We start from the raw sequence: 18,302 nt of genomic DNA, 5'->3' as shown, positions 1-18,302 counted from the left end.
GTTGGCGGGAAATTTTCAGGAAATGGCGTCACGCTTGGCGGATACTTGCGCGCGGCAGGGTCAAAGACGGCTGCGCTGCAGGGGGCTGGTCCCCCTGTGGGCGTCGATCGCGGTCGCGGTCACGATGACCTTTGCCCAGGGCGCATTGGCCCAGGATGGGGGTTCCGGCGGCGCGGATGCCTCTGCGACGGATGGCGGCATGGACAGCGCCACCGGCGGCGGCATGGGCGAGGGGTTTTCCCGCTCGGCCCCTTCGGCACCGGGTGCCGGGATGGATCCTGGTGGTTATGACGAAGGCGGCGAAGGCAATATCGGCCTGATCGAGGCGCCCGAGGGCGCGCCGGGAATCGATGCCGACCTGCTGGCGGGGCCTGATGTCGGGCTGTTCGACGACAGCCCGATGGTATCGGCCTTTGCCGAGCGGCGGACCGCCCAGATGCGCAACCGCCAGTTCGGCCCGATCGATCATCCGCCCGTGGTGGTCGAGCTTTTCACGTCGCAGGGATGCTCGTCCTGCCCGCCCGCCGATGACATGCTGGCCGATCTGGCCGACCGCACCGATATCCTGGCACTGTCCTGGCATGTCGATTACTGGGATTATCTGGGCTGGGCGGATGAATTTGCCCGCCCGGAATTCACCCGCCGTCAGCAGGCCTATGCCCATTCCTGGGGCGAGCGTGCAATTTATACCCCGCAACTGATTGTGGGCGGGACCGACACCCTGATCGCCGTCCGCCCGGCCGAGTTGATGACGCTGCTTGATGCCCAGATGGCGCGGCCGGCTCCGATTGCGGTGACGTCGCGCCCCGAACAGGAGGGCTTCCAGATCGAGCTGACCCCGCGCGTCCAGATCCCCAGCGCCGTCGCGATCATGCTGGTGCGCTATGCGCCCAAGCGCGAGGTCAAGATCAAGGCGGGCGAGAACCGTGGCCTGACCGTGACCTATCGCAATGTCGTCCTGGGGGTCGAGCGGATCGCCGATTGGGACGGGCGGGCGCCGTTGCGCCTGAACGTCAAGGCGGGCCTCCCGTCGGGCGAAAGCTATCCCGCCGACACGCGGCACGCCATCCTGGCCCAGCAGCTTAGCGGCGGGCGCGAGCCGCGGCCCTCGGGCGCGATCCTGGCTGCGATCCGGCTGGACTAGGGCCGCTTCGCGCTTGTCCCTCGCGTCCCCGCGCGTCAAAAGACAGGGCGGGTGATGCCGCCCCCATCCAGACAGACCCCGTTGAGGCCCGAATGTCCGAACCCCGCAAGATCCATCCCCTGCTGAAGCCCGCGCTGGAGATCGGCCCGCTGATCGTCTTTTTCGTCCTGTTCATGCGGATGCGGGACAAGACCGTCATGCTGGGCGGGACCGAATATGGTGGCTTCATCATTGCCACGCTGGTCTTCATCCCGGTGCTGGTTCTCAGCACGCTGGTGCTGTGGCGCCTCATCGGGCGGATTTCGCCCATGCAGATCGCAACCCTGGTTCTGGTCATCGTCTTCGGCGGGCTGTCGGTCTGGCTGAACGATCCGAAATTCTTCAAGATGAAGCCGACGATGATCTATCTGCTGTTCGCCGGGCTTCTTGGCCTAAGCCTGCTGCTGCGCAAGAACTGGCTGCAACTGGTGATGTCCGAGGCGCTGCCGATGCAGGACGAGGGCTGGCGCATCCTGACCTGGCGACTGGCAGCGCTGTTCCTGGCCCTTGCCGTCGCGAACGAGATCGTGTGGCGCGGAATGTCGGAAACCGCGTGGGTGAACTTCAAGACCTTCGGCCTGCCTGCGATCATGGTCGTCTTCTTTGTCCTGAACGCCCGCCTGTTCGAACGCCACGCCCTGCCGAAGGACGGCGAATAGCTCTGCCCCTTGCGCCATTGGCCGGGCAGGAGTAACCGGACCTTCCACGCACAGGAGACCGCCCATGTCCGACAAGCCTTTGCATCCGCGCACGCGCGCCGTCCATCACGGCATCCGTCGCAGCCAGTATGGCGAGATGGCCGAGGCTCTGTTCATGACTCAGGGCTTCTCATACGACAGCGCCGAGCAGGCCGAGGCCCGCTTCATCAACTCCGGTCCGGACGAATTCATCTATGCCCGCTACGGCAACCCGACCTCGCGCATGTTCGAGGATCGGATCGCCAATATCGAGGGGGCCGAGGACGCATTCGCGACCGCCAGCGGCATGGCGGCGGTGAACGGCGCCCTGATGGGCTTCGTGAAGCCCGGCGATCACATCGTGTCGTCCCGTGCGCTGTTTGGTTCGTGCCTGTATGTGCTGGACCTGCTGGCCCGCTTCGGAGTCGAGATCAGCTATGTCGACGGCACCGATATCGAGCAGTGGCGCGCCGCGATCCGTCCCGACACCAAGGCGGTGTTCTTCGAGACGGTGTCGAACCCCACGCTTGAGGTGATCGACGTCACTGCCGTTGCCCAACTGGCCCATGCCGTCGGCGCGCTGGTCATCGCCGACAACGTCTTTTCGACCCCTGTCTACTCGCGCGCAATCGAACAGGGCGCGGATGTGGTCGTCTATTCCGCGACCAAGCATATCGATGGGTCGGGTCGCTGCCTTGGCGGCGTCATCTGCGGCAGCCGCCATTTCGTGCGCGAGGTGGCCGAGCCCTATCTGAAGCATACCGGCGGCGCGATCAGCCCCTTCAATGCGTGGAACATGCTGAACGGCCTGACGACCATGGACCTGCGGGTCCGTGCCCAGACCGACAGCGCGATGAAATTCGCGACCGCGATGGAAGATGATCTGAAGCTGCCCCGCGTCATCTACCCGGGCCTTGCCAGCCATGCCCAGCACGATCTGGCCATGCGCCAGATGGGTGCGGGTGGGACCATGGTCGCGGTTGACCTTGGCAGCAAGGACGCGGCATTCAAGGCCATGAACCGGATGCGGATCTTTCAGATCTCGAACAACCTGGGTGACGCCAAGTCCATCGTCACCCATCCGACCACGACGACCCACCAGCGCCTGTCCGAAGAGACGCGCCTGCAACTGGGGATCACCCCTGGCCTGCTGCGCCTGTCCATCGGGCTTGAGGATGCCGGCGACCTCATCGAGGATTTCCGGCAGGCGTTGGCCTGAAATTGGATGCCGCCCCGTCAGGGGATGTGGGCGGCGCCCCTTTGAATTTCCGGCTTCAGCCCCCAGATTGTTCCCGATTGCCGAGGGAGATGCCCGATGACCGAGTCCCGCCCGATCGCCACCGAGCGCGCCTATCCCGCGCTTTCACGGGAATATCCTTCGGATTTCCGTGTCGATGCGCATTACAAGGACAGCCTGCCCGACCTGCAGAACGGTCCGGCCAGCCTGATCGTCGGTGCCCGCGCACCGATCCAGCATGTCGGGATTTCGAATTTCCGCCTGCCGATCCGCTACATGACGCGCGAAGGCGGCGAGATCACGCTGGAGACCTCGGTCACCGGCACTGTCAGTCTTGAGGCCGACCGCAAGGGCATCAACATGAGCCGCATTATGCGGTCCTTCTATGCCCATGCGGATGCGCAATTCTCGATGGGCGTGCTTGAGGCGGCGCTGGACGACTACAAGTCGGACCTGGACAGCCTGGACGCCCGCATCCAGATGCGGTTCAGCTTCCCCGTTCGCGTGGACTCGCTGCGTTCGGGGCTGAGCGGCTGGCAATATTACGACATCGCGCTGGAACTGGCGGAACGCGCGGGCGCGCGGCTGCGGATCATGCATTTCGACTATGTCTACAGCTCGACCTGCCCCTGTTCGCTGGAACTGTCCGAACATGCCCGGCAGATGCGCGGCCAGCTTGCCACGCCGCATTCCCAACGCTCGATCGCGCGGATTTCGGCGGTGCTTGAGGGCGAGCACATCATGTGGTTCGAAGATATGGTGGACCTGTGCCGCCGTGCCGTGCCGACCGAGACGCAGGTCATGGTCAAGCGTGAGGACGAGCAGGCCTTTGCCGAACTGAATGCGGCGAACCCGATCTTTGTCGAGGATGCGGTGCGCGCATTTGCCGGCGGACTGATGGCCGATCCCAGGATCGGCGATTTCCGCGTTGTCGCCAGCCATCAGGAATCGCTGCACTCCCATGACGCGGTCAGCATGCTGAGTCGGGGCGAGACTTTCGCCCAGGCCAGCCTTGACCCGGCGATTTTTGCGGGTCTGCGCGCCTGATTGGAACAACCCGTGAACATGGGCTTTCCCCATGCGACGGCAGGGGCTATGTTTGCACCATGAGCGAATTCGACGACACAGATGCCTTTCAGGCGGCGGCTTCGTCCCCCGTGCCCCTGTCGCAGCGCGCCTTGGGCGCGCGTCCGGCGCCCTATCTGGACGGCCTGAACACCGCGCAGCGTGAAGCGGTCGAGGCGCTGGACGGCCCCGTCCTGCTGCTGGCCGGGGCAGGGACGGGCAAGACCCGCGCCCTGACGACCCGCATCGCGCATCTGCTGACGCTGGGCAAGGCACGGCCCGGCCAGATCCTGGCGGTGACCTTTACCAACAAGGCCGCGCGCGAGATGAAGAACCGCATCGGCCGTCTTCTGGGCGAGATGGTCGAAGGCATGCCCTGGCTGGGCACCTTCCACTCGATCAGCGTCAAGATCCTGCGCCGCCATGCTGAACTGGTGGGCGACGCGACGCTGCACCTGAAGCCCAGCTTCACCATCCTGGATACCGACGACCAGATCCGGTTGCTGAAGCAGCTGATCGCGGCCGAGAATATCGACGAGAAACGCTGGCCCGCCCGCCAGCTGGCCGGGATCATCGACGGCTGGAAGAACCGCTGCCTGACCCCCGTGAACCTGCCCAGGGGCGAGGAGCGGGCCTTTGACGGCTGGGGCGGTAGGCTGTACGCGGCCTATCAGCGCCGCCTGCTGGAGCTGAACGCCGTCGATTTCGGCGACCTGCTGATGCATTGCGTCTCGATCTTTCAGGCGCATCCTGACGTGCTGAAGCAGTGGCAGGACCGGTTCCGCTATATCCTTGTCGACGAATACCAGGACACCAACGTCGCGCAGTACATGTGGCTGCGGCTGTTGGCCCGCGCGCATCGCAACATCTGCTGCGTCGGCGATGACGACCAGTCGATCTATGGCTGGCGCGGGGCCGAAGTCGGCAACATCCTGCGGTTCGAGACGGATTTCCCCGGCGCCAAGGTCATCCGGCTTGAGCAGAACTATCGCTCGACCCCGCATATCCTGGCGGCAGCCTCGGGTCTGATCGCGGCGAACAAGGGACGGCTTGGCAAGACGCTGTGGACGGATGCTGACGAGGGTGAGCCCGTCCGCCTGATCGGCCATTGGGACGGCGAGGCTGAGGCGCGCTGGATCGGAGAGGAGATCGAGGCCTTTCAGGGCGGGCATCGCCACGCAGTCGGCCGGCGCAGCCTGAACGACATCGCGATCCTTGTGCGCGCCTCACACCAGATGCGGGCGTTCGAGGACCGGTTCATGGCCATCGGCCTGCCTTACCGGGTCATCGGCGGTCCGCGCTTCTATGAACGGCAGGAAATTCGGGACGCGATGGCCTATTTCCGGCTGGTGGTTTCTCCCGCCGACGATCTGGCATTCGAGCGGATCGTGAACGTGCCGAAGCGGGGCCTGGGCGACAAGGCGGTCCAGACCATCCAGCGCGAGGCGCGCGCGCGTGGATTGTCCCTGCTGGAGGGCGCGGCCGCGACACTGGCGGCGGGTGCGCTTGGCGGCAAGGGCGCCGCCGCGCTGCGCGTCTTTCTGGAAGGCATGGGCCGCTGGCACGCGGATGCGCTGGACGATCGCGTCAGCCATGTCGAACTGGCCGAGCGGATCCTGGACGAATCCGGCTATACCGCGATGTGGCAGAACGAGAAATCGCCCGACGCGCCCGGCCGCCTGGAAAACTTGAAAGAGTTGATAAAGGCGCTGGAAGAATTTGAAAACCTTCAAGGTTTCCTCGAGCATGTGGCGCTGGTCATGGACAATGACAAGGGCGAACAGGCCGAGGAGGTCAGCATCATGACGCTTCACGCCGCCAAGGGGCTGGAATACCCGATCGTCTTCCTGCCGGGTTGGGAAGACGGCCTGTTCCCCAGCCAGCGCAGCATGGACGAAAGCGGCATGAAAGGGCTGGAGGAGGAGCGCCGCCTTGCCTATGTCGGCATCACCCGCGGCGAGGCGCTGGTCACGATCAGCTTCGCCGGGAACCGCCGCATGTACGGCCAGTGGCAATCCAGCATGCCGTCCCGCTTCATCGACGAACTGCCGGAGGATCATGTCGAGGTGCTGACGCCACCAGGGCTTTACGGCGGTGGCTATGGCGCGGCTGCGCAGCCCTTTGCGCAATCCTCGATGCATGACCGCGCGGCCCATGCTGATGTCTACAACTCTCCGGGCTGGAAGCGGATGCAGCAGCGCGGGGCCGAACGGGCCCAGCCCGTGCATCGCGCCCCGATCACCATCGATGCCGAGCCTGCGGCGAAATACGCGGTCGGGGATCGCGTGTTCCACCAGAAGTTCGGCAATGGCACGATCATGGGCATTGCCGAGGATACGCTGACCGTCGAATTCCCGACCGGCTTCAAGACCATCAAGGCGGGCTATGTCCAGCCTGCGTCCGAGGCCGGGGGCAGTCTGGACGACGTGCCTTTCTGAGAACCGGGAAGCCCGTTCGCGCGTTGTGACCTGCCTTTAGGAGGAGGTTCCGCAATGCTGAATATCGAGGTCGATACCGCCCGCAACGTGGTTCTGGCGCGGCCCGAAGGCAGCCTCTCCGCTGCCGATTTCGAGAAGCTCGGGCAGGAGATCGAAGCCTATGTCCGGGAACGCGGCCGCTTGCCGGGGCTGGTCGTGTTCCTGAAGGGTTTGCCGCATTGGGAGGGGCTGGCCGCGCTGCGCGCCCATTTCGACCTGGTGCGCAAGCAATCCGCCGTGCTGCCGCGGGTCGCAGTCGTGACCGATGTGATGGGACTGACCCATGTTCCCGGCATCGCCAATGTCTTTGTACGCGCGCGGCTGCGCCAGTTCGACCTTCGGGAACAGGATCAGGCCATCGCCTGGGCCGGATCGCCCGAAACCGCGCCCGAAGGCTATCAGCTGCTTGATGGCTATCCCGACAATGTCATCGCGATCCGCGCCTCGGGCGAGGTCACGTCGGGCGACTACGAAGACAAGCTGATCCCGCTGGTGCAAGAGAAGTCAAAGCTGGGCAAGCTGCGGCTGCTGATGGTGATCGGCCCGGATTTCGAGGGCTACAGCGCGGGCGCGTTGTGGGACGATGCGCGGCTGGGCGTCACCCATTGGCGCAGCTTCGAACGTGTGGCGGTGGTGACCGATATCGGCTGGATCACCCGTTCGCTGAAGCTGTTCGCACCACTGATGCCCGGTGAGGTCGCAGTCTTTCCACTTGCGGCGCAAGATGCCGCAAAGGCCTGGATCAGCGGCGACGGCGCCCCGGCGGCAGGAAAGCCCGGAACCGATGCCTGAGGCCCATGGCGACGCGCCCGCTTGACCGCCCGCGCGGCGCGGCTTATCTGCCCCTTGCGCGGATGGCCGGATGACCGCGGCGAGCAATCGTCGAGGAAAGTCCGGACTCCATGAAGGCACGGTGCCGGGTAACGCCCGGCGGGGGTAACCCTAGGGAAAGCGCCACAGAGAACAGACCGCCCATGCTTGCATGGGTAAGGGTGAAACGGTGGGGTAAGAGCCCACCGCGGGACTGGCAACAGGACCGGCAAGGCAAGCCCCACCGGGAGCAATGCCGAATAGGGACCGCGTGTCGCAAGACAGGGCTGCTTTCGCCCCAGCAGGTCCGGGTTGGCAGCTAGATCCCGTCAGTAATGGCGGGGCCAGAGGAATGGTCATCGAAGGGGGCAACCCCGGAACAAAATCCGGCTTACAGGCCATCCGCGCGTCATGGCCCACAGCGAATCACGGATCGCGCGTCCCATCAGGTTGGTGACGCGACGACGTGGCGCATCTGCCCGTCCAAAGCGGGATTTCCCCCAGAAGCGGCCTGATTATCCCTGATTCCCGGTTGACTTCGGGCGTCCTGCGAGTAAAAGGCGGGCTCCAAGAGATTCCACGGGGTTTGCACTACGCGTTTTGCCCCGCAGCAGGAGCGAAACAAATGGCGAAGCCGACGACGATCAAGATCCGCCTGAACTCCTCGGCCGGGACGGGGCACTTCTACGTGACCAAGAAGAACGCCCGCACGATGACCGAGAAGATGGCGGTCAACAAGTACGACCCGGTTGTGCGCAAGCACGTCGAGTACAAGGAAGGCAAGATCAAGTAAGATCTGCCGATCCGAATGATCATGCGAAAGAACCGCGCCCTGACCGGGGCGCGGTTCTTTTCATTTCAGATTGGCGCCTGTCGCGCGACCTTGCCGTGTCAGGAAAAAGGGCGCCCGAGGGCGCCCTTGTCGTTTGCATCCGCGGGGATGGCTCAGAACGGGATTTCGTCATCGAAATCCGGACGCTGACCGCCGCCCGAAGACGAGCCGCCGCGACCACCGCCCGAGGAATAGCCGCCACCGGACGAGCCGCCCGACGACGAGCCACCGTCATAGCCGCCTCCGCCGCCATAGCTGTCATCGCGACCGCCCCCGCCCGAGCCGCCACGACCGTCCAGCATGGTCAGCTCGCTGCGGAAGGGGCGAAGCGCCACTTCGGTCGAGTAACGGTCCTGCCCGCTTTGGTCCTGCCATTTGCGGGTCTCAAGCTGACCCTCGATATAGACCTTGGCGCCTTTCTTCAGGAACTGCTCGGCCACGCGGACCAGCGGTTCGGAATAGATCGCGACGGTATGCCATTCGGTCCGCTCACGACGCTCGCCGGTATTGCGGTCCTTCCAGGTCTCCGAGGTGGCGATGCGCAGATTGGCGACCTTGCCCCCGCTGGGGAAGGTGCGGATTTCAGGGTCTTGACCCAGGTTGCCAATCAGGATCACCTTGTTCACGCTGCCTGCCATGTGAACGTCCTTTGTCTTCTAGCATGTTTCTTTGTCGGCTGATGTAACGCCTTGGGGCCCGTCGCGGCAAGGGGCTTGGCCCTTGGGAATCTGCTTGCCAGGCTGGGGATCGGGGCGAAGACTGTGGCGAGAATCCGCCGAAGCCTGTTCGGCCGTGGTGGCAGAAGTAAAGGACTTGCGGCAAAGCCGGGCCGCTGCGCTATACTGCTGCGCAAAAAACATGTCGGCATGAGGGACGAGAGATGGTTTCACCTGAACGCGCTCGGCTGCGCTACCTGACACGTGTGGCCCTGGCGGTCGTCGTGGGATGCGGCCTTGCGGCCCCGGCCATGGCCGATGGATTGCGTCTGCAGAAAAGCGGCAAGTCCCGCATTGCCCAGTTCGAACGCCAGACCCGCCTGATGGACAGCCGTCTGGCTGGCCAATATCAGCAATCCTCGCGGTTGCGGCCTGGCAGCGCCTCGACCAAAAGCGTGGTCGACCTGAATCTTCCGGGCGTCATCCCGGCCTACAGCGGAAATCGTCGCAGCCAGTATCTGCCCCACGCCAAGGCGATGGCCCGCAAGCATGGCGTGCCCGAGGATCTGTTCCTGCGCCTCGTGCAGCAGGAATCCGGCTGGAACCCCTCGGCCCGGTCGCACAAGGGCGCGCAGGGTCTTGCGCAGCTGATGCCGGGCACGGCGGCCAAGCTGGGCGTCAATCCCAGCGATCCGTTGCAGAACCTCGAAGGCGGCGCGCGCTATCTGCGGATGATGTACAATACCTTTGGCAGCTGGCAGCTGGCGCTGGCGGCCTATAACGCGGGTCCGGCGGCGGTTGCGAAATACGGGGGTGTCCCACCCTATCGCGAGACCAAGAACTATGTCCGCATCATTCACGGCGGCTGATCCGGCCTCCGTCTTGCGAAAAGGCCGCGGCAATGCCGCGGCCTTTTCGATTCCGTGCCGTGGTGTTCAGCCTTAGAAGGTCGAGGGGATGACGCGGCTGTATTTCGTGCCCGCGATCGACGCGCCGGCCATCAGCCCGGACTGGCCGAAGATCATCGCGACCACCGGCTGCTGGGCCGTGATCGTGTCGGTCCCCAGTGCCAGTCCGCGCGTGGGAAGCGCGTAATAGGCATCGGCCTCTGCCACCCAGCCCGGCGCGCGGCGGAAGTCGGACAGCGCCGCATCCGTCTGGAAGATCAGGACATGGGCATATTGCTGTGCGCCCAGCTGGAAGCCGACACTGGCTTGCGTCGCTGAATAGTAATCCACGGTCGCGTTGTTGATGCGAAGCGCGCCCTGACCATAGGCGCCACCGACCCCGAATCCCGCTTCGGTCATCAGCGGCATGTAAAGAACGCCCTTGGCGTTCTCGATCATCGGGCCGACGCCGGGATAGTTCTGCAGCAGATAGGCGCGGGTCGCGTCCACCCTTGCATCCAACCGGGCCGAGGCGTTCTGGCCGACCGCGTTCGTGCAGGCCGCCAGCCCCATCGCGGCGCCCGCCAGAAGCAGGTGCCGCCTGTTCAACCCATTGGAGAATTTCATCTTTCCCTTATCCCTTTGTCCGGCGGTTGGTTCCGCGCTTTGACCGGCGATGATAGGGATTTTCGCCCCGTCATGCCAGCGCTTCGGCCACCTGCGGGGCGTAATAGGTCAGAATCCCGTCGCAGCCGGCCCGGCGGAAGGCCAGCAGGCTTTCCATCACCACCCCACGCCCCAGCCAGCCATTGCGGATCGCGCCTTCGATCATCGCGTATTCGCCGCTGACCTGATAGGCATAGGTCGGCGCGGCAAAGCGGTCCTTCACCATCCGGCAGATGTCCAGATAGGGCATGCCCGGCTTGACCATGACCATATCCGCGCCCTCGGCCAGGTCGCGGGCGACGCAGCGCATCGCCTCTTCCTTGTTGGCAGGATTGATCTGGTAGGTCTTCTTGTCCCCGACCAGCCGGCCCGAGGCGCCGACCGCGTCCCGGAAGGGGCCATAGAAGCCGCTGGCATATTTCGCCGCATAGGACAGGATCGCCACGTCCTTGTGGCCGTTCGTCTCCAGAAGCTGGCGAAGCGCGCCGATTCGGCCGTCCATCATGTCCGAGGGGCCAAGGATGTCCGCACCGGATTCGGCCTGCACCAATGCCATGCGGCCAAGCGCCTCGACCGTCTCGTCGTTCAGGATCACGCCGTCCCGCACCAGCCCGTCATGGCCATTCGCGTTATAGGGATCCAGCGCGATATCGGTCATCACGGCAAGCTCGGGCGCGACTTCCTTGATCGCGCGGATCGCGCGGTTGCCGATATTGTCGGGATCCCAGGCGCGCTCGCAGCTTTCGGTCTTAAGGTCGGGGTCTGAATGGGGAAAGATGCAGACCGCAGGGATGTTCAGGCGCATCGCGGTTTCAGCCACGCGCTTCGCCCCGTCCAGCGTCAATCGCTCGACCCCCGGCATCGAGGGGATCTCGCCCGCGCCATCCGCCAGTTCGGTGACGAAGATCGGCCAGATCAGGTTCGAAGGTGTCAGGTTCACCTCGGTCGTCAGGGCGCGCAGGGCAGGGGTGCGGCGCAGGCGGCGCAGGCGTGTGGCCGGAAACGGAGCGATGATCGGGTTGGGGGACATGATGGCCTTCTTCCTGACTGGGCGGCGGGGACGCGGCCCCGCGCGGCGCGGATCTGGCACGAAACTGCACCGTCAGTTGCAGCGACGCAACCCCGGCCGCCCCGTCGCGAAAGATCAAGGTTTTCCTTCGCATGTCCCGCGGTTAGGTTCCCTGCAACGCTTCAATGAACGAGTTGACCTTGACCCAAGGCATTCTGGCCATCCTCGACAGCAGATCCTTCGGGTCGATCTGGTTCTGGCTTCTGCTGACATTGTGCTGGACGCTGGCGGGGCGCCGCGTGCTGGGGGTCCCGTTCGAGGTGGTGGCCGCCGCGCGCCGGATCCCGAAACAGGGTGCAGACGACCCCGCCGCTCTGCTGCTGCTTGACTGGCTCTCGCTTGGCCTGCCGCGCTGGCAATTGCCAAAGGCCGAAGGAACGGTCCTGCTGGGCGTCGCCGCGTTTGGACAAAGCGCGCTGTTCCTGCTGGGCTTCGTCTATGGGCTGGAAATGGCGCAGGCGCTGGTTCTGCTGACATTGCCCTTCATCCTGCTTTACCCGGTCGAACTGCGGCTGGCGCGTCGCGTTGGCGCGATTGTCGCGGCGGCCGAGACGGGGGCGCTGCCCATCAACGACGCAGCGCGGCAAGCTGCCGGGTTGATGCGGGCGCATCGCCGCATCATCACGGTCCTGTCGATCATCGCCGTCGCTCTTACCGCCTATCGGGGGGCGATCTGGCTGATCCAGCATCCCTTCGGTTTCTAGGAACCCGACTTGACTTCGACTGCAGCCACTTTACCTGACGAGCCATGGCCGATCACCTGATCCTATCCGGAGCCCCCGAAGGGCTAGACGCGGCGCTGCTGCTGCGGGAACTGGCGCGCGGAGAGAGCGTCATCCACCTGGCGCGGGACGACCGCCGCATGGCCGCGATGCGGTCGGCGCTGGCCTTTTATGCCCCCGATACCGTCGTGCTGGAGTTTCCGGCCTGGGACACCACACCCTATGACCGCGTTTCGCCCGCACCCGATGTGATGGCGGCGCGCATGGCGATCCTGACCGCCCTGGCGCATGGCGCGATCCGGGGGCCTTTCGTGCTGCTGACGACGCTGAACGCCGCCATGCAGCGCGTCCCCCCGCGCGAGGCGCTGCGCGAGGCCAGCTTTTCAGCGGCTGTCGGCGACCGGATGGACGAAGGCGGGCTGCGCGCCTATCTGGCGCGGATGGGCTTTTCGCAGTCGCCGACCGTGACCGAGCCGGGGGATTTCGCGGTTCGCGGCGGGATCATCGACATCTTTCCGCCCGGCGAAGCCGGGCCGATCCGGTTGGACATGTTCGGCGATGTGCTGGAAAGCGCCCGCCGCTTTGACGCCGAGACGCAGCGGTCCATCGAAAAGCTTGACCGGGTGGAACTGGCGCCGATGTCCGAGGTGATCCTGGACGAGGCCGCGATCACCCGTTTCCGCCAAAGCTATCGCGCCGAATATGGCGGTGGGGCCAATGACCCGCTTTACGAAGGGGTCAGTGCCGGTCGCAAGATGGCCGGGATGGAACATTGGCTGCCCTGGTTCCACGAGCGGCTGGAAAGCCTGTTCGACTATCTGCCGGGCGCTTCGATCATCTCGGATGACCATCTTGAGCAGGTGCGCGACGCGCGCTGGCACACGATCGGAGAGCAGTTTGACGCCCGACACGAGGCGCTGAAGCGCAAAGGCGGGACGGATGCCGTCTATCGCCCGGTTCCGCCCTCGGCCATGTTCCCCGACGAGGTCGAGTGGAAAGGCTGGCTCGCAAGCCACCGGATGCTGAAGTTGTCGGTCCTGCCGCAGCCGCCCGGACCGGGTGTGCTGGACGCGGGCGGGCGTGCGGGCCGCAATTTCGCACCCGAGCGACAAGCTGAGAAGGGAAACCTGTTCAAGGCCTTGGCCGAACATATTCGAAGTCTTCAAGCACAGCGCCGGGTCGTCATCGCCAGCTTTTCGGAAGGCGCACGCGAGCGGTTGGCCGGGCTGATCGCGGATGAAGGGATCATCGGTGCCAAGCCCATCGCACATTTGCGCGACCTGCCAGACCAGCCGGGTGCGCTGGGTCTGGCGGTCTGGCCGCTGGACGAGGGTTTCGTTTCCGACGGGCAGGCGACCGGGCCGCTGGCGGTCATCTCTGAACAGGATGTTCTGGGCGACCGGCTGATCCGCGGTGCGAAGAAGCGACGGCGTGCCGAGAATTTCCTGCGTGACACCCAGACGCTGTCGCCCGGCGACCTTGTCGTCCATGTCGAGCATGGCATCGGCCGCTATACCGGGCTTGAGACGGTGATGGCGCTTGGGATTCCGCACGATTGCGTGGCGCTGGAATATGCCGGCGGCGACCGGTTGTATCTCCCTGTCGAGAATATCGAGCTTCTGACCCGCTATGGACATGAAGAGGGGCTGCTCGACAAGCTGGGCGGCGGAGCCTGGCAGGCGCGCAAGGCCCGGCTCAAGGAACGCATCAAGCTGATCGCGGACAAGCTGATGCGCGTCGCGGCGGAACGACTGCTGCGTCCCGCCCCGGTCCTGGAGCCCGAGCGTCACGAGATCGAAAGCTTCGCCGCGCGCTTTCCCTATGCCGAGACCGAGGATCAGGCCAGCGCCATTGTCGATGTCGCCGAAGATCTCGCCGCGGGTCGACCGATGGACCGTCTGGTCGTGGGGGATGTCGGATTCGGCAAGACCGAGGTTGCGATGCGCGCGGCCTTCGTCGCGGCCTCGCAGGGGTATCAGGTCGCGGTCGTTGCGCCGACGACCCTGCTGGCGCGTCAGCATTTCCGCACCTTTGCCGAACGCTTCCGCGGCACCGCGATCAATGTGCGACCGCTGTCGCGCTTTGTCTCGACCAAGGACGCGTCCGAGACCCGCAAGGGACTGGCCGAAGGCACGGTCGACATCGTCGTCGGCACCCATGCCGTGTTGGCCAAGCAGGTGCGGTTCAAGAACCTTGGCCTGCTGATCGTCGACGAAGAGCAGCATTTCGGCGTGGCCCACAAAGAGCGGCTGAAGGAACTGCGCAGCGACATCCACGTCCTGACCCTGACCGCGACGCCGATTCCGCGAACGCTGCAATTGTCGCTGACCGGGGTGCGCGACCTGTCGATCATCGGGACACCCCCCGTCGACCGCCTTGCGATCCGTACTTATGTCAGCGAATTCGACAGCGTGACCATTCGCGAAGCCTTGCTGCGCGAAAAGTATCGTGGCGGGCAAAGCTTCTTCGTCGTCCCGCGTCTGACGGACTTGCCCGAGGTCGAGGACTGGCTAAAGGAACATGTCCCCGAGGTCAGCTATATCGTGGCCCACGGCCAGCTTGCCGCGGGCGATCTCGACACGCGGATGAATGGCTTTTACGACCGCGGGGCGGACGTGCTTCTGGCAACGAGTATCGTGGAATCCGGGTTGGATATTCCCACCGCGAACACGATGGTGGTCTGGCGCGCCGACATGTTCGGCCTTGCCCAGCTTTACCAGATCCGTGGCCGGGTGGGGCGGTCCAAGATCCGGGCCTATTGCTATCTGACGACGAAACCGCGAGTGCCCCTGACGCCACAGGCGATGCGGCGGCTGAAATTCCTTGGCTCGATCGACAGTCTTGGCGCTGGCTTCAACCTTGCCTCGCAGGATCTGGATCTGCGCGGGGCAGGGAACCTTCTGGGGGAAGAGCAGTCGGGCCATATCAAGGAAGTCGGCTTCGAGCTTTACCAGCAGATGCTGGAAGAGACGATCGCCAAGCTGAAATCCGGCGAGATCGAGGGCACACCCGAGGACGAATGGGCGCCGCAGCTGAATCTTGGCGTGCCGGTGACGATCCCGGAAAGCTATATCCCCGATCTGGACGTTCGGCTGGGGCTGTATCGTCGACTGGCCGAGCTGACCACCAAGGTCGAGCTGGAGGGTTTCGCGGCGGAGTTGATCGACCGCTTCGGCCCGCTGCCGCGCGAGGTGAACACGCTGCTTTTGGTGATCCGCATCAAGGCGATGGCAAAGCGGGCCAATATTTCCAAGCTGGACGCCGGCCCCAAGGGCGTGACGATCCAGTTCCACGGCGACCGCTTCCCCAATCCCGCCGGACTTGTCGAGTTCATTCACGACCAGCGCGGACAGGCGAAAGTCACCGACAACAAGATCGTTGTTCTGCGCGACTGGCCGAGCGACGCGGACCGCATCAAGGGCGCCTTTGGGGTGGCCAAGGATCTGGCGGCGAAGATCAAGGAAGGGAAGGCGCGGGGCTGACTGCGCCTTGCGCCGGGGGCGCTGCCCCCGGACCCCCGGGGTATTTTCGAAACAGTGAAGGGATCGGGGCGGGCAGCTTTGCGGATGATCCTGGAATGAGAAAAGGGCGGCGCTTTCGCGCCGCCCTTTCTGGTTCTGGTCTGACGGTCAGTCCGCCGTCAGCAGCGGGGGTTTGGAATTGCTGATCCGGGGCGCCTCGGGACCGGTGATGTCGAAGACGGGTTTGTCATCCTCGATCCGGACCCGGACGACGCCGCCTTTGGTCAGGCGACCGAACAGCAGTTCCTCGGCCAGCGGCTTCTTGATCGTTTCCTGGATCACGCGGCCCAGCGGACGCGCGCCCATCTTGTCGTCATAGCCCTTCTCGGCAAGCCAATGGGCAGCCTCGGAGGTCAGTTCGATATGGACGCCACGGTCGATGAGCTGGGCTTCCAACTGCAGCACGAATTTCTCGACAACCTGGACGATCACTTCGCGCGAAAGGGGCGCGAAGCTGATGACCGCATCCAGACGGTTGCGGAATTCGGGGGTGAAGGTCCGCTCGATCGCGGCGGTATCCTCACCCTCGCGGCGTTCGCGGCCGAAGCCGAACGCGGCCCTGGCCTGGTCTGCGGCGCCCGCGTTCGAAGTCATGATCAGGATCACGTTGCGGAAATCGACCTGGCGACCGTTATGGTCGGTCAGTTTTCCGTGGTCCATGACCTGCAGCAGGATGTTGAAGACATCCGGATGCGCCTTTTCGATTTCGTCCAGCAGCAGCACACAATGCGGATGCTGGTCCACGCCATCGGTCAGAAGCCCGCCCTGGTCGAAGCCGACATAACCCGGAGGCGCGCCGATCAGGCGACTGACCGCGTGTTTCTCCATGTATTCCGACATGTCGAAACGCAGCAACTCGACGCCCAGGGTCGAGGCGAGCTGCTTGGCCACCTCGGTCTTGCCGACGCCGGTGGGACCCGCGAAGAGGTAGTTCCCGATCGGCTTTTCAGGCTCGCGCAGTCCCGCCCGCGCCAGCTTGATCGACGAGGACAGCGCCTCGATCGCGGCATCCTGCCCGAAGACCAGGCGCTTCAGGGTGGCCTCCATGTCGCGCAGCACCGCCGCATCGTCCTTGGACACGTTCTTCGGAGGAATGCGCGCGATCTTGGCGACCACTGCCTCGATCTCTTTCGGGCCGATGGTCTTGCGGCGCTTGCTCTCCGAGATCAGATGCTGCGCCGCGCCTGCTTCGTCGATCACGTCGATCGCCTTGTCGGGCAGCTTGCGGTCATGGATGTAGCGCGCCGAAAGCTCAACCGCGGTCTTGATCGCGTCGTTGGTATAGCGCAGGTCGTGATGCTTTTCGAAGCTGGGTTTCAGTCCCATCAGGATCTTGATCGTGTCGGGCACGTTCGGCTCGTTCACGTCGATCTTCTGGAAGCGGCGGGACAGCGCGCGATCCTTGTCGAAATGCTGACGGAATTCTTTGTAGGTGGTTGAGCCCATGCAGCGCAGCTTGCCGCCCGACAGCGCCGGTTTCAGCAGGTTCGAGGCGTCCATCGCCCCGCCAGAGGTCGCGCCGGCGCCGATGACGGTGTGGATCTCGTCAATGAAAAGAATGGCGTCGGGGTGATCTTCAAGCTCTTTCACAACGGCTTTCAGCCGTTCCTCAAAGTCGCCGCGATAGCGGGTTCCGGCCAGAAGCGCGCCCATGTCGAGCGAGAAGATGGTCGAACCGGCCAGCACGTCGGGGGTCTCGCCCCGCGTGATCTTCAGCGCCAACCCCTCGGCGATGGCGGTCTTGCCCACGCCGGGATCGCCCACCAGAAGCGGGTTGTTCTTGCGCCTGCGGCACAGAACCTGGATGCAGCGCTCCACCTCGTCCGCGCGGCCGATCAGCGGGTCGACATCCCCGCGCGAGGCTTTCTTGTTCAGATTGACGCAGTATTTCGCCAGCGCGGATTCGTCCTTGGCCGGCGCTTGCTCCGCCTGGGCCTGCTCGCCCGGCTGATCGGCCCCCTGAACGGGACGGCTTTCCGAGAATGACGGATTCTTCGCCACGCCATGCGCGATGAAGTTGACCGCGTCGTAACGGGTCATGTCCAGTTCTTGGAGAAAGAATGCGGCATTGGATTCGCGTTCGGCAAAGATCGCGACCAGCACATTGGCGCCCGTCACCTCGGTCCGGCCCGAGGACTGGACATGGATCGCGGCGCGCTGGATCACCCGCTGGAATGCGGCGGTCGGGACGGCCTCCGACCCTTCGACATCGGTGATGAGGGTCGAAAGATCATCTTCGATGAATTCCACCAGCATCCGCCGCAATTCGTCCAGGTCGACGTTGCATGCCCGCATGACCTTCACGGCATCGGGTTCGTCGGTCAGCGCCAGCAAAAGATGTTCGAGTGTCGCCAGTTCATGCCGATGCTCATTGGCCAATGCCAGCGCGGAATGAATGGCCTGTTCCAGCGTGTTCGAAAAGGACGGCACGGTTCAGCTCCTGTCAGTCTGCTGGCGGTTTGGGCCACCAAATCTGGCGGTCCACCTGACCAGACTGTCA

General features: G+C 64.5%; 14 protein-coding genes and 1 other RNA gene. 11 read left to right on the top strand and 4 right to left on the bottom strand.

Annotated elements, in window-relative coordinates; translation table 11 throughout:
* The first annotated feature begins 22 nt into the window (after positions 1 to 22).
* The 8 genes from ACO2Q4_RS11600 to rpmG all read left to right on the top strand — a co-directional run bounded on the left by ACO2Q4_RS11600 (position 23) and on the right by rpmG (position 8,242).
* Positions 23 to 1,144, top strand: coding sequence for a DUF1223 domain-containing protein (locus tag ACO2Q4_RS11600; protein WP_423319424.1), 1,122 nt, complete (start codon positions 23 to 25; stop codon positions 1,142 to 1,144).
* Positions 1,145 to 1,236: 92 nt separating this feature from the next.
* Positions 1,237 to 1,842, top strand: a complete 606-nt coding sequence (locus ACO2Q4_RS11595; RefSeq protein WP_423319422.1) for an inner membrane-spanning protein YciB — start codon at positions 1,237 to 1,239, stop codon at positions 1,840 to 1,842.
* A gap of 64 nt (positions 1,843 to 1,906) precedes the next feature.
* On the top strand, positions 1,907 to 3,079 hold the full coding sequence (gene metZ, locus ACO2Q4_RS11590; RefSeq protein WP_311758941.1) for an O-succinylhomoserine sulfhydrylase: 1,173 nt from the start codon (positions 1,907 to 1,909) through the stop codon (positions 3,077 to 3,079).
* A 96-nt stretch (positions 3,080 to 3,175) separates the two neighbouring features.
* Positions 3,176 to 4,144, top strand: a complete 969-nt coding sequence (folE2, locus tag ACO2Q4_RS11585) for a GTP cyclohydrolase FolE2 (RefSeq protein WP_311758942.1) — start codon at positions 3,176 to 3,178, stop codon at positions 4,142 to 4,144.
* Between the two features lie 59 nt (positions 4,145 to 4,203).
* Positions 4,204 to 6,600 (top strand): ATP-dependent helicase, encoded by a 2,397-nt coding sequence (locus tag ACO2Q4_RS11580; protein WP_423319420.1) that lies wholly within the window; start codon positions 4,204 to 4,206, stop codon positions 6,598 to 6,600.
* A 54-nt stretch (positions 6,601 to 6,654) separates the two neighbouring features.
* Entirely contained in the window at positions 6,655 to 7,431 is a 777-nt protein-coding gene (locus ACO2Q4_RS11575; RefSeq protein ID WP_423319418.1) for an STAS/SEC14 domain-containing protein, read from the top strand.
* A gap of 58 nt (positions 7,432 to 7,489) precedes the next feature.
* Positions 7,490 to 7,859: RNase P RNA component class A (gene rnpB, locus ACO2Q4_RS11570), an RNA gene on the top strand.
* 215 nt (positions 7,860 to 8,074) lie between these two features.
* Positions 8,075 to 8,242, top strand: coding sequence for a 50S ribosomal protein L33 (gene rpmG, locus ACO2Q4_RS11565; RefSeq protein ID WP_311758945.1), 168 nt, complete (start codon positions 8,075 to 8,077; stop codon positions 8,240 to 8,242).
* Between the two features lie 152 nt (positions 8,243 to 8,394).
* Here rpmG and ssb read toward each other — a convergent pair whose 3' ends face one another.
* Positions 8,395 to 8,919: a single-stranded DNA-binding protein gene (gene ssb / locus ACO2Q4_RS11560; protein ID WP_311758946.1), complete on the bottom strand. Its 525-nt coding sequence runs from the start codon at positions 8,917 to 8,919 to the stop codon at positions 8,395 to 8,397.
* Positions 8,920 to 9,161: 242 nt separating this feature from the next.
* Between ssb and ACO2Q4_RS11555 the strand changes: the two genes are divergently transcribed.
* On the top strand, positions 9,162 to 9,806 hold the full coding sequence (locus tag ACO2Q4_RS11555) for a lytic transglycosylase domain-containing protein (RefSeq protein WP_311758947.1): 645 nt from the start codon (positions 9,162 to 9,164) through the stop codon (positions 9,804 to 9,806).
* A gap of 72 nt (positions 9,807 to 9,878) precedes the next feature.
* Here ACO2Q4_RS11555 and ACO2Q4_RS11550 read toward each other — a convergent pair whose 3' ends face one another.
* Together ACO2Q4_RS11550 and hemB are read right to left on the bottom strand one after the other, a co-directional pair.
* Positions 9,879 to 10,451, bottom strand: a complete 573-nt coding sequence (locus ACO2Q4_RS11550; protein ID WP_311758948.1) for a YSC84-related protein — start codon at positions 10,449 to 10,451, stop codon at positions 9,879 to 9,881.
* Between the two features lie 70 nt (positions 10,452 to 10,521).
* On the bottom strand, positions 10,522 to 11,520 hold the full coding sequence (hemB, locus tag ACO2Q4_RS11545; protein WP_311758949.1) for a porphobilinogen synthase: 999 nt from the start codon (positions 11,518 to 11,520) through the stop codon (positions 10,522 to 10,524).
* A gap of 179 nt (positions 11,521 to 11,699) precedes the next feature.
* Here hemB and ACO2Q4_RS11540 point away from each other — a divergent pair, with 179 nt between their 5' ends.
* Both ACO2Q4_RS11540 and mfd read left to right on the top strand, forming a co-directional pair.
* Positions 11,700 to 12,263, top strand: a complete 564-nt coding sequence (locus ACO2Q4_RS11540; RefSeq protein ID WP_423319415.1) for a hypothetical protein — start codon at positions 11,700 to 11,702, stop codon at positions 12,261 to 12,263.
* 44 nt (positions 12,264 to 12,307) lie between these two features.
* The gene (gene mfd / locus ACO2Q4_RS11535) at positions 12,308 to 15,763 is read left to right on the top strand and encodes a transcription-repair coupling factor (RefSeq protein ID WP_423319413.1); all 3,456 of its coding nucleotides are present in this window, start codon (positions 12,308 to 12,310) and stop codon (positions 15,761 to 15,763) included.
* A gap of 147 nt (positions 15,764 to 15,910) precedes the next feature.
* On the opposite strand, the gene clpA is transcribed toward mfd, so the two are convergent.
* Positions 15,911 to 18,232: an ATP-dependent Clp protease ATP-binding subunit ClpA gene (gene clpA, locus ACO2Q4_RS11530; protein WP_311758952.1), complete on the bottom strand. Its 2,322-nt coding sequence runs from the start codon at positions 18,230 to 18,232 to the stop codon at positions 15,911 to 15,913.
* Between the last annotated feature and the right edge of the window lie 70 nt (positions 18,233 to 18,302).

Origin of the sequence: Paracoccus sp. KR1-242 (genome assembly GCF_049446195.1) — a bacterium.
GTDB lineage: Bacteria > Pseudomonadota > Alphaproteobacteria > Rhodobacterales > Rhodobacteraceae > Paracoccus > Paracoccus broussonetiae.
The sequence above is the reverse complement of the archived record's forward strand: the minus strand, read 5'-3'. Positions and strand labels throughout refer to the sequence as shown.

Coding starts and splice junctions, on each gene's coding strand:
- ACO2Q4_RS11600 (WP_423319424.1), top strand. CDS start 23: ATGGCGTCACGCTTGGCGGATACTTGCGCGCGGCAGGGTCAAAGACGG.
- ACO2Q4_RS11595 (WP_423319422.1), top strand. CDS start 1,237: ATGTCCGAACCCCGCAAGATCCATCCCCTGCTGAAGCCCGCGCTGGAG.
- metZ (WP_311758941.1), top strand. CDS start 1,907: ATGTCCGACAAGCCTTTGCATCCGCGCACGCGCGCCGTCCATCACGGC.
- folE2 (WP_311758942.1), top strand. CDS start 3,176: ATGACCGAGTCCCGCCCGATCGCCACCGAGCGCGCCTATCCCGCGCTT.
- ACO2Q4_RS11580 (WP_423319420.1), top strand. CDS start 4,204: ATGAGCGAATTCGACGACACAGATGCCTTTCAGGCGGCGGCTTCGTCC.
- ACO2Q4_RS11575 (WP_423319418.1), top strand. CDS start 6,655: ATGCTGAATATCGAGGTCGATACCGCCCGCAACGTGGTTCTGGCGCGG.
- rpmG (WP_311758945.1), top strand. CDS start 8,075: ATGGCGAAGCCGACGACGATCAAGATCCGCCTGAACTCCTCGGCCGGG.
- ssb (WP_311758946.1), bottom strand. CDS start 8,919: ATGGCAGGCAGCGTGAACAAGGTGATCCTGATTGGCAACCTGGGTCAA.
- ACO2Q4_RS11555 (WP_311758947.1), top strand. CDS start 9,162: ATGGTTTCACCTGAACGCGCTCGGCTGCGCTACCTGACACGTGTGGCC.
- ACO2Q4_RS11550 (WP_311758948.1), bottom strand. CDS start 10,451: ATGAAATTCTCCAATGGGTTGAACAGGCGGCACCTGCTTCTGGCGGGC.
- hemB (WP_311758949.1), bottom strand. CDS start 11,520: ATGTCCCCCAACCCGATCATCGCTCCGTTTCCGGCCACACGCCTGCGC.
- mfd (WP_423319413.1), top strand. CDS start 12,308: ATGGCCGATCACCTGATCCTATCCGGAGCCCCCGAAGGGCTAGACGCG.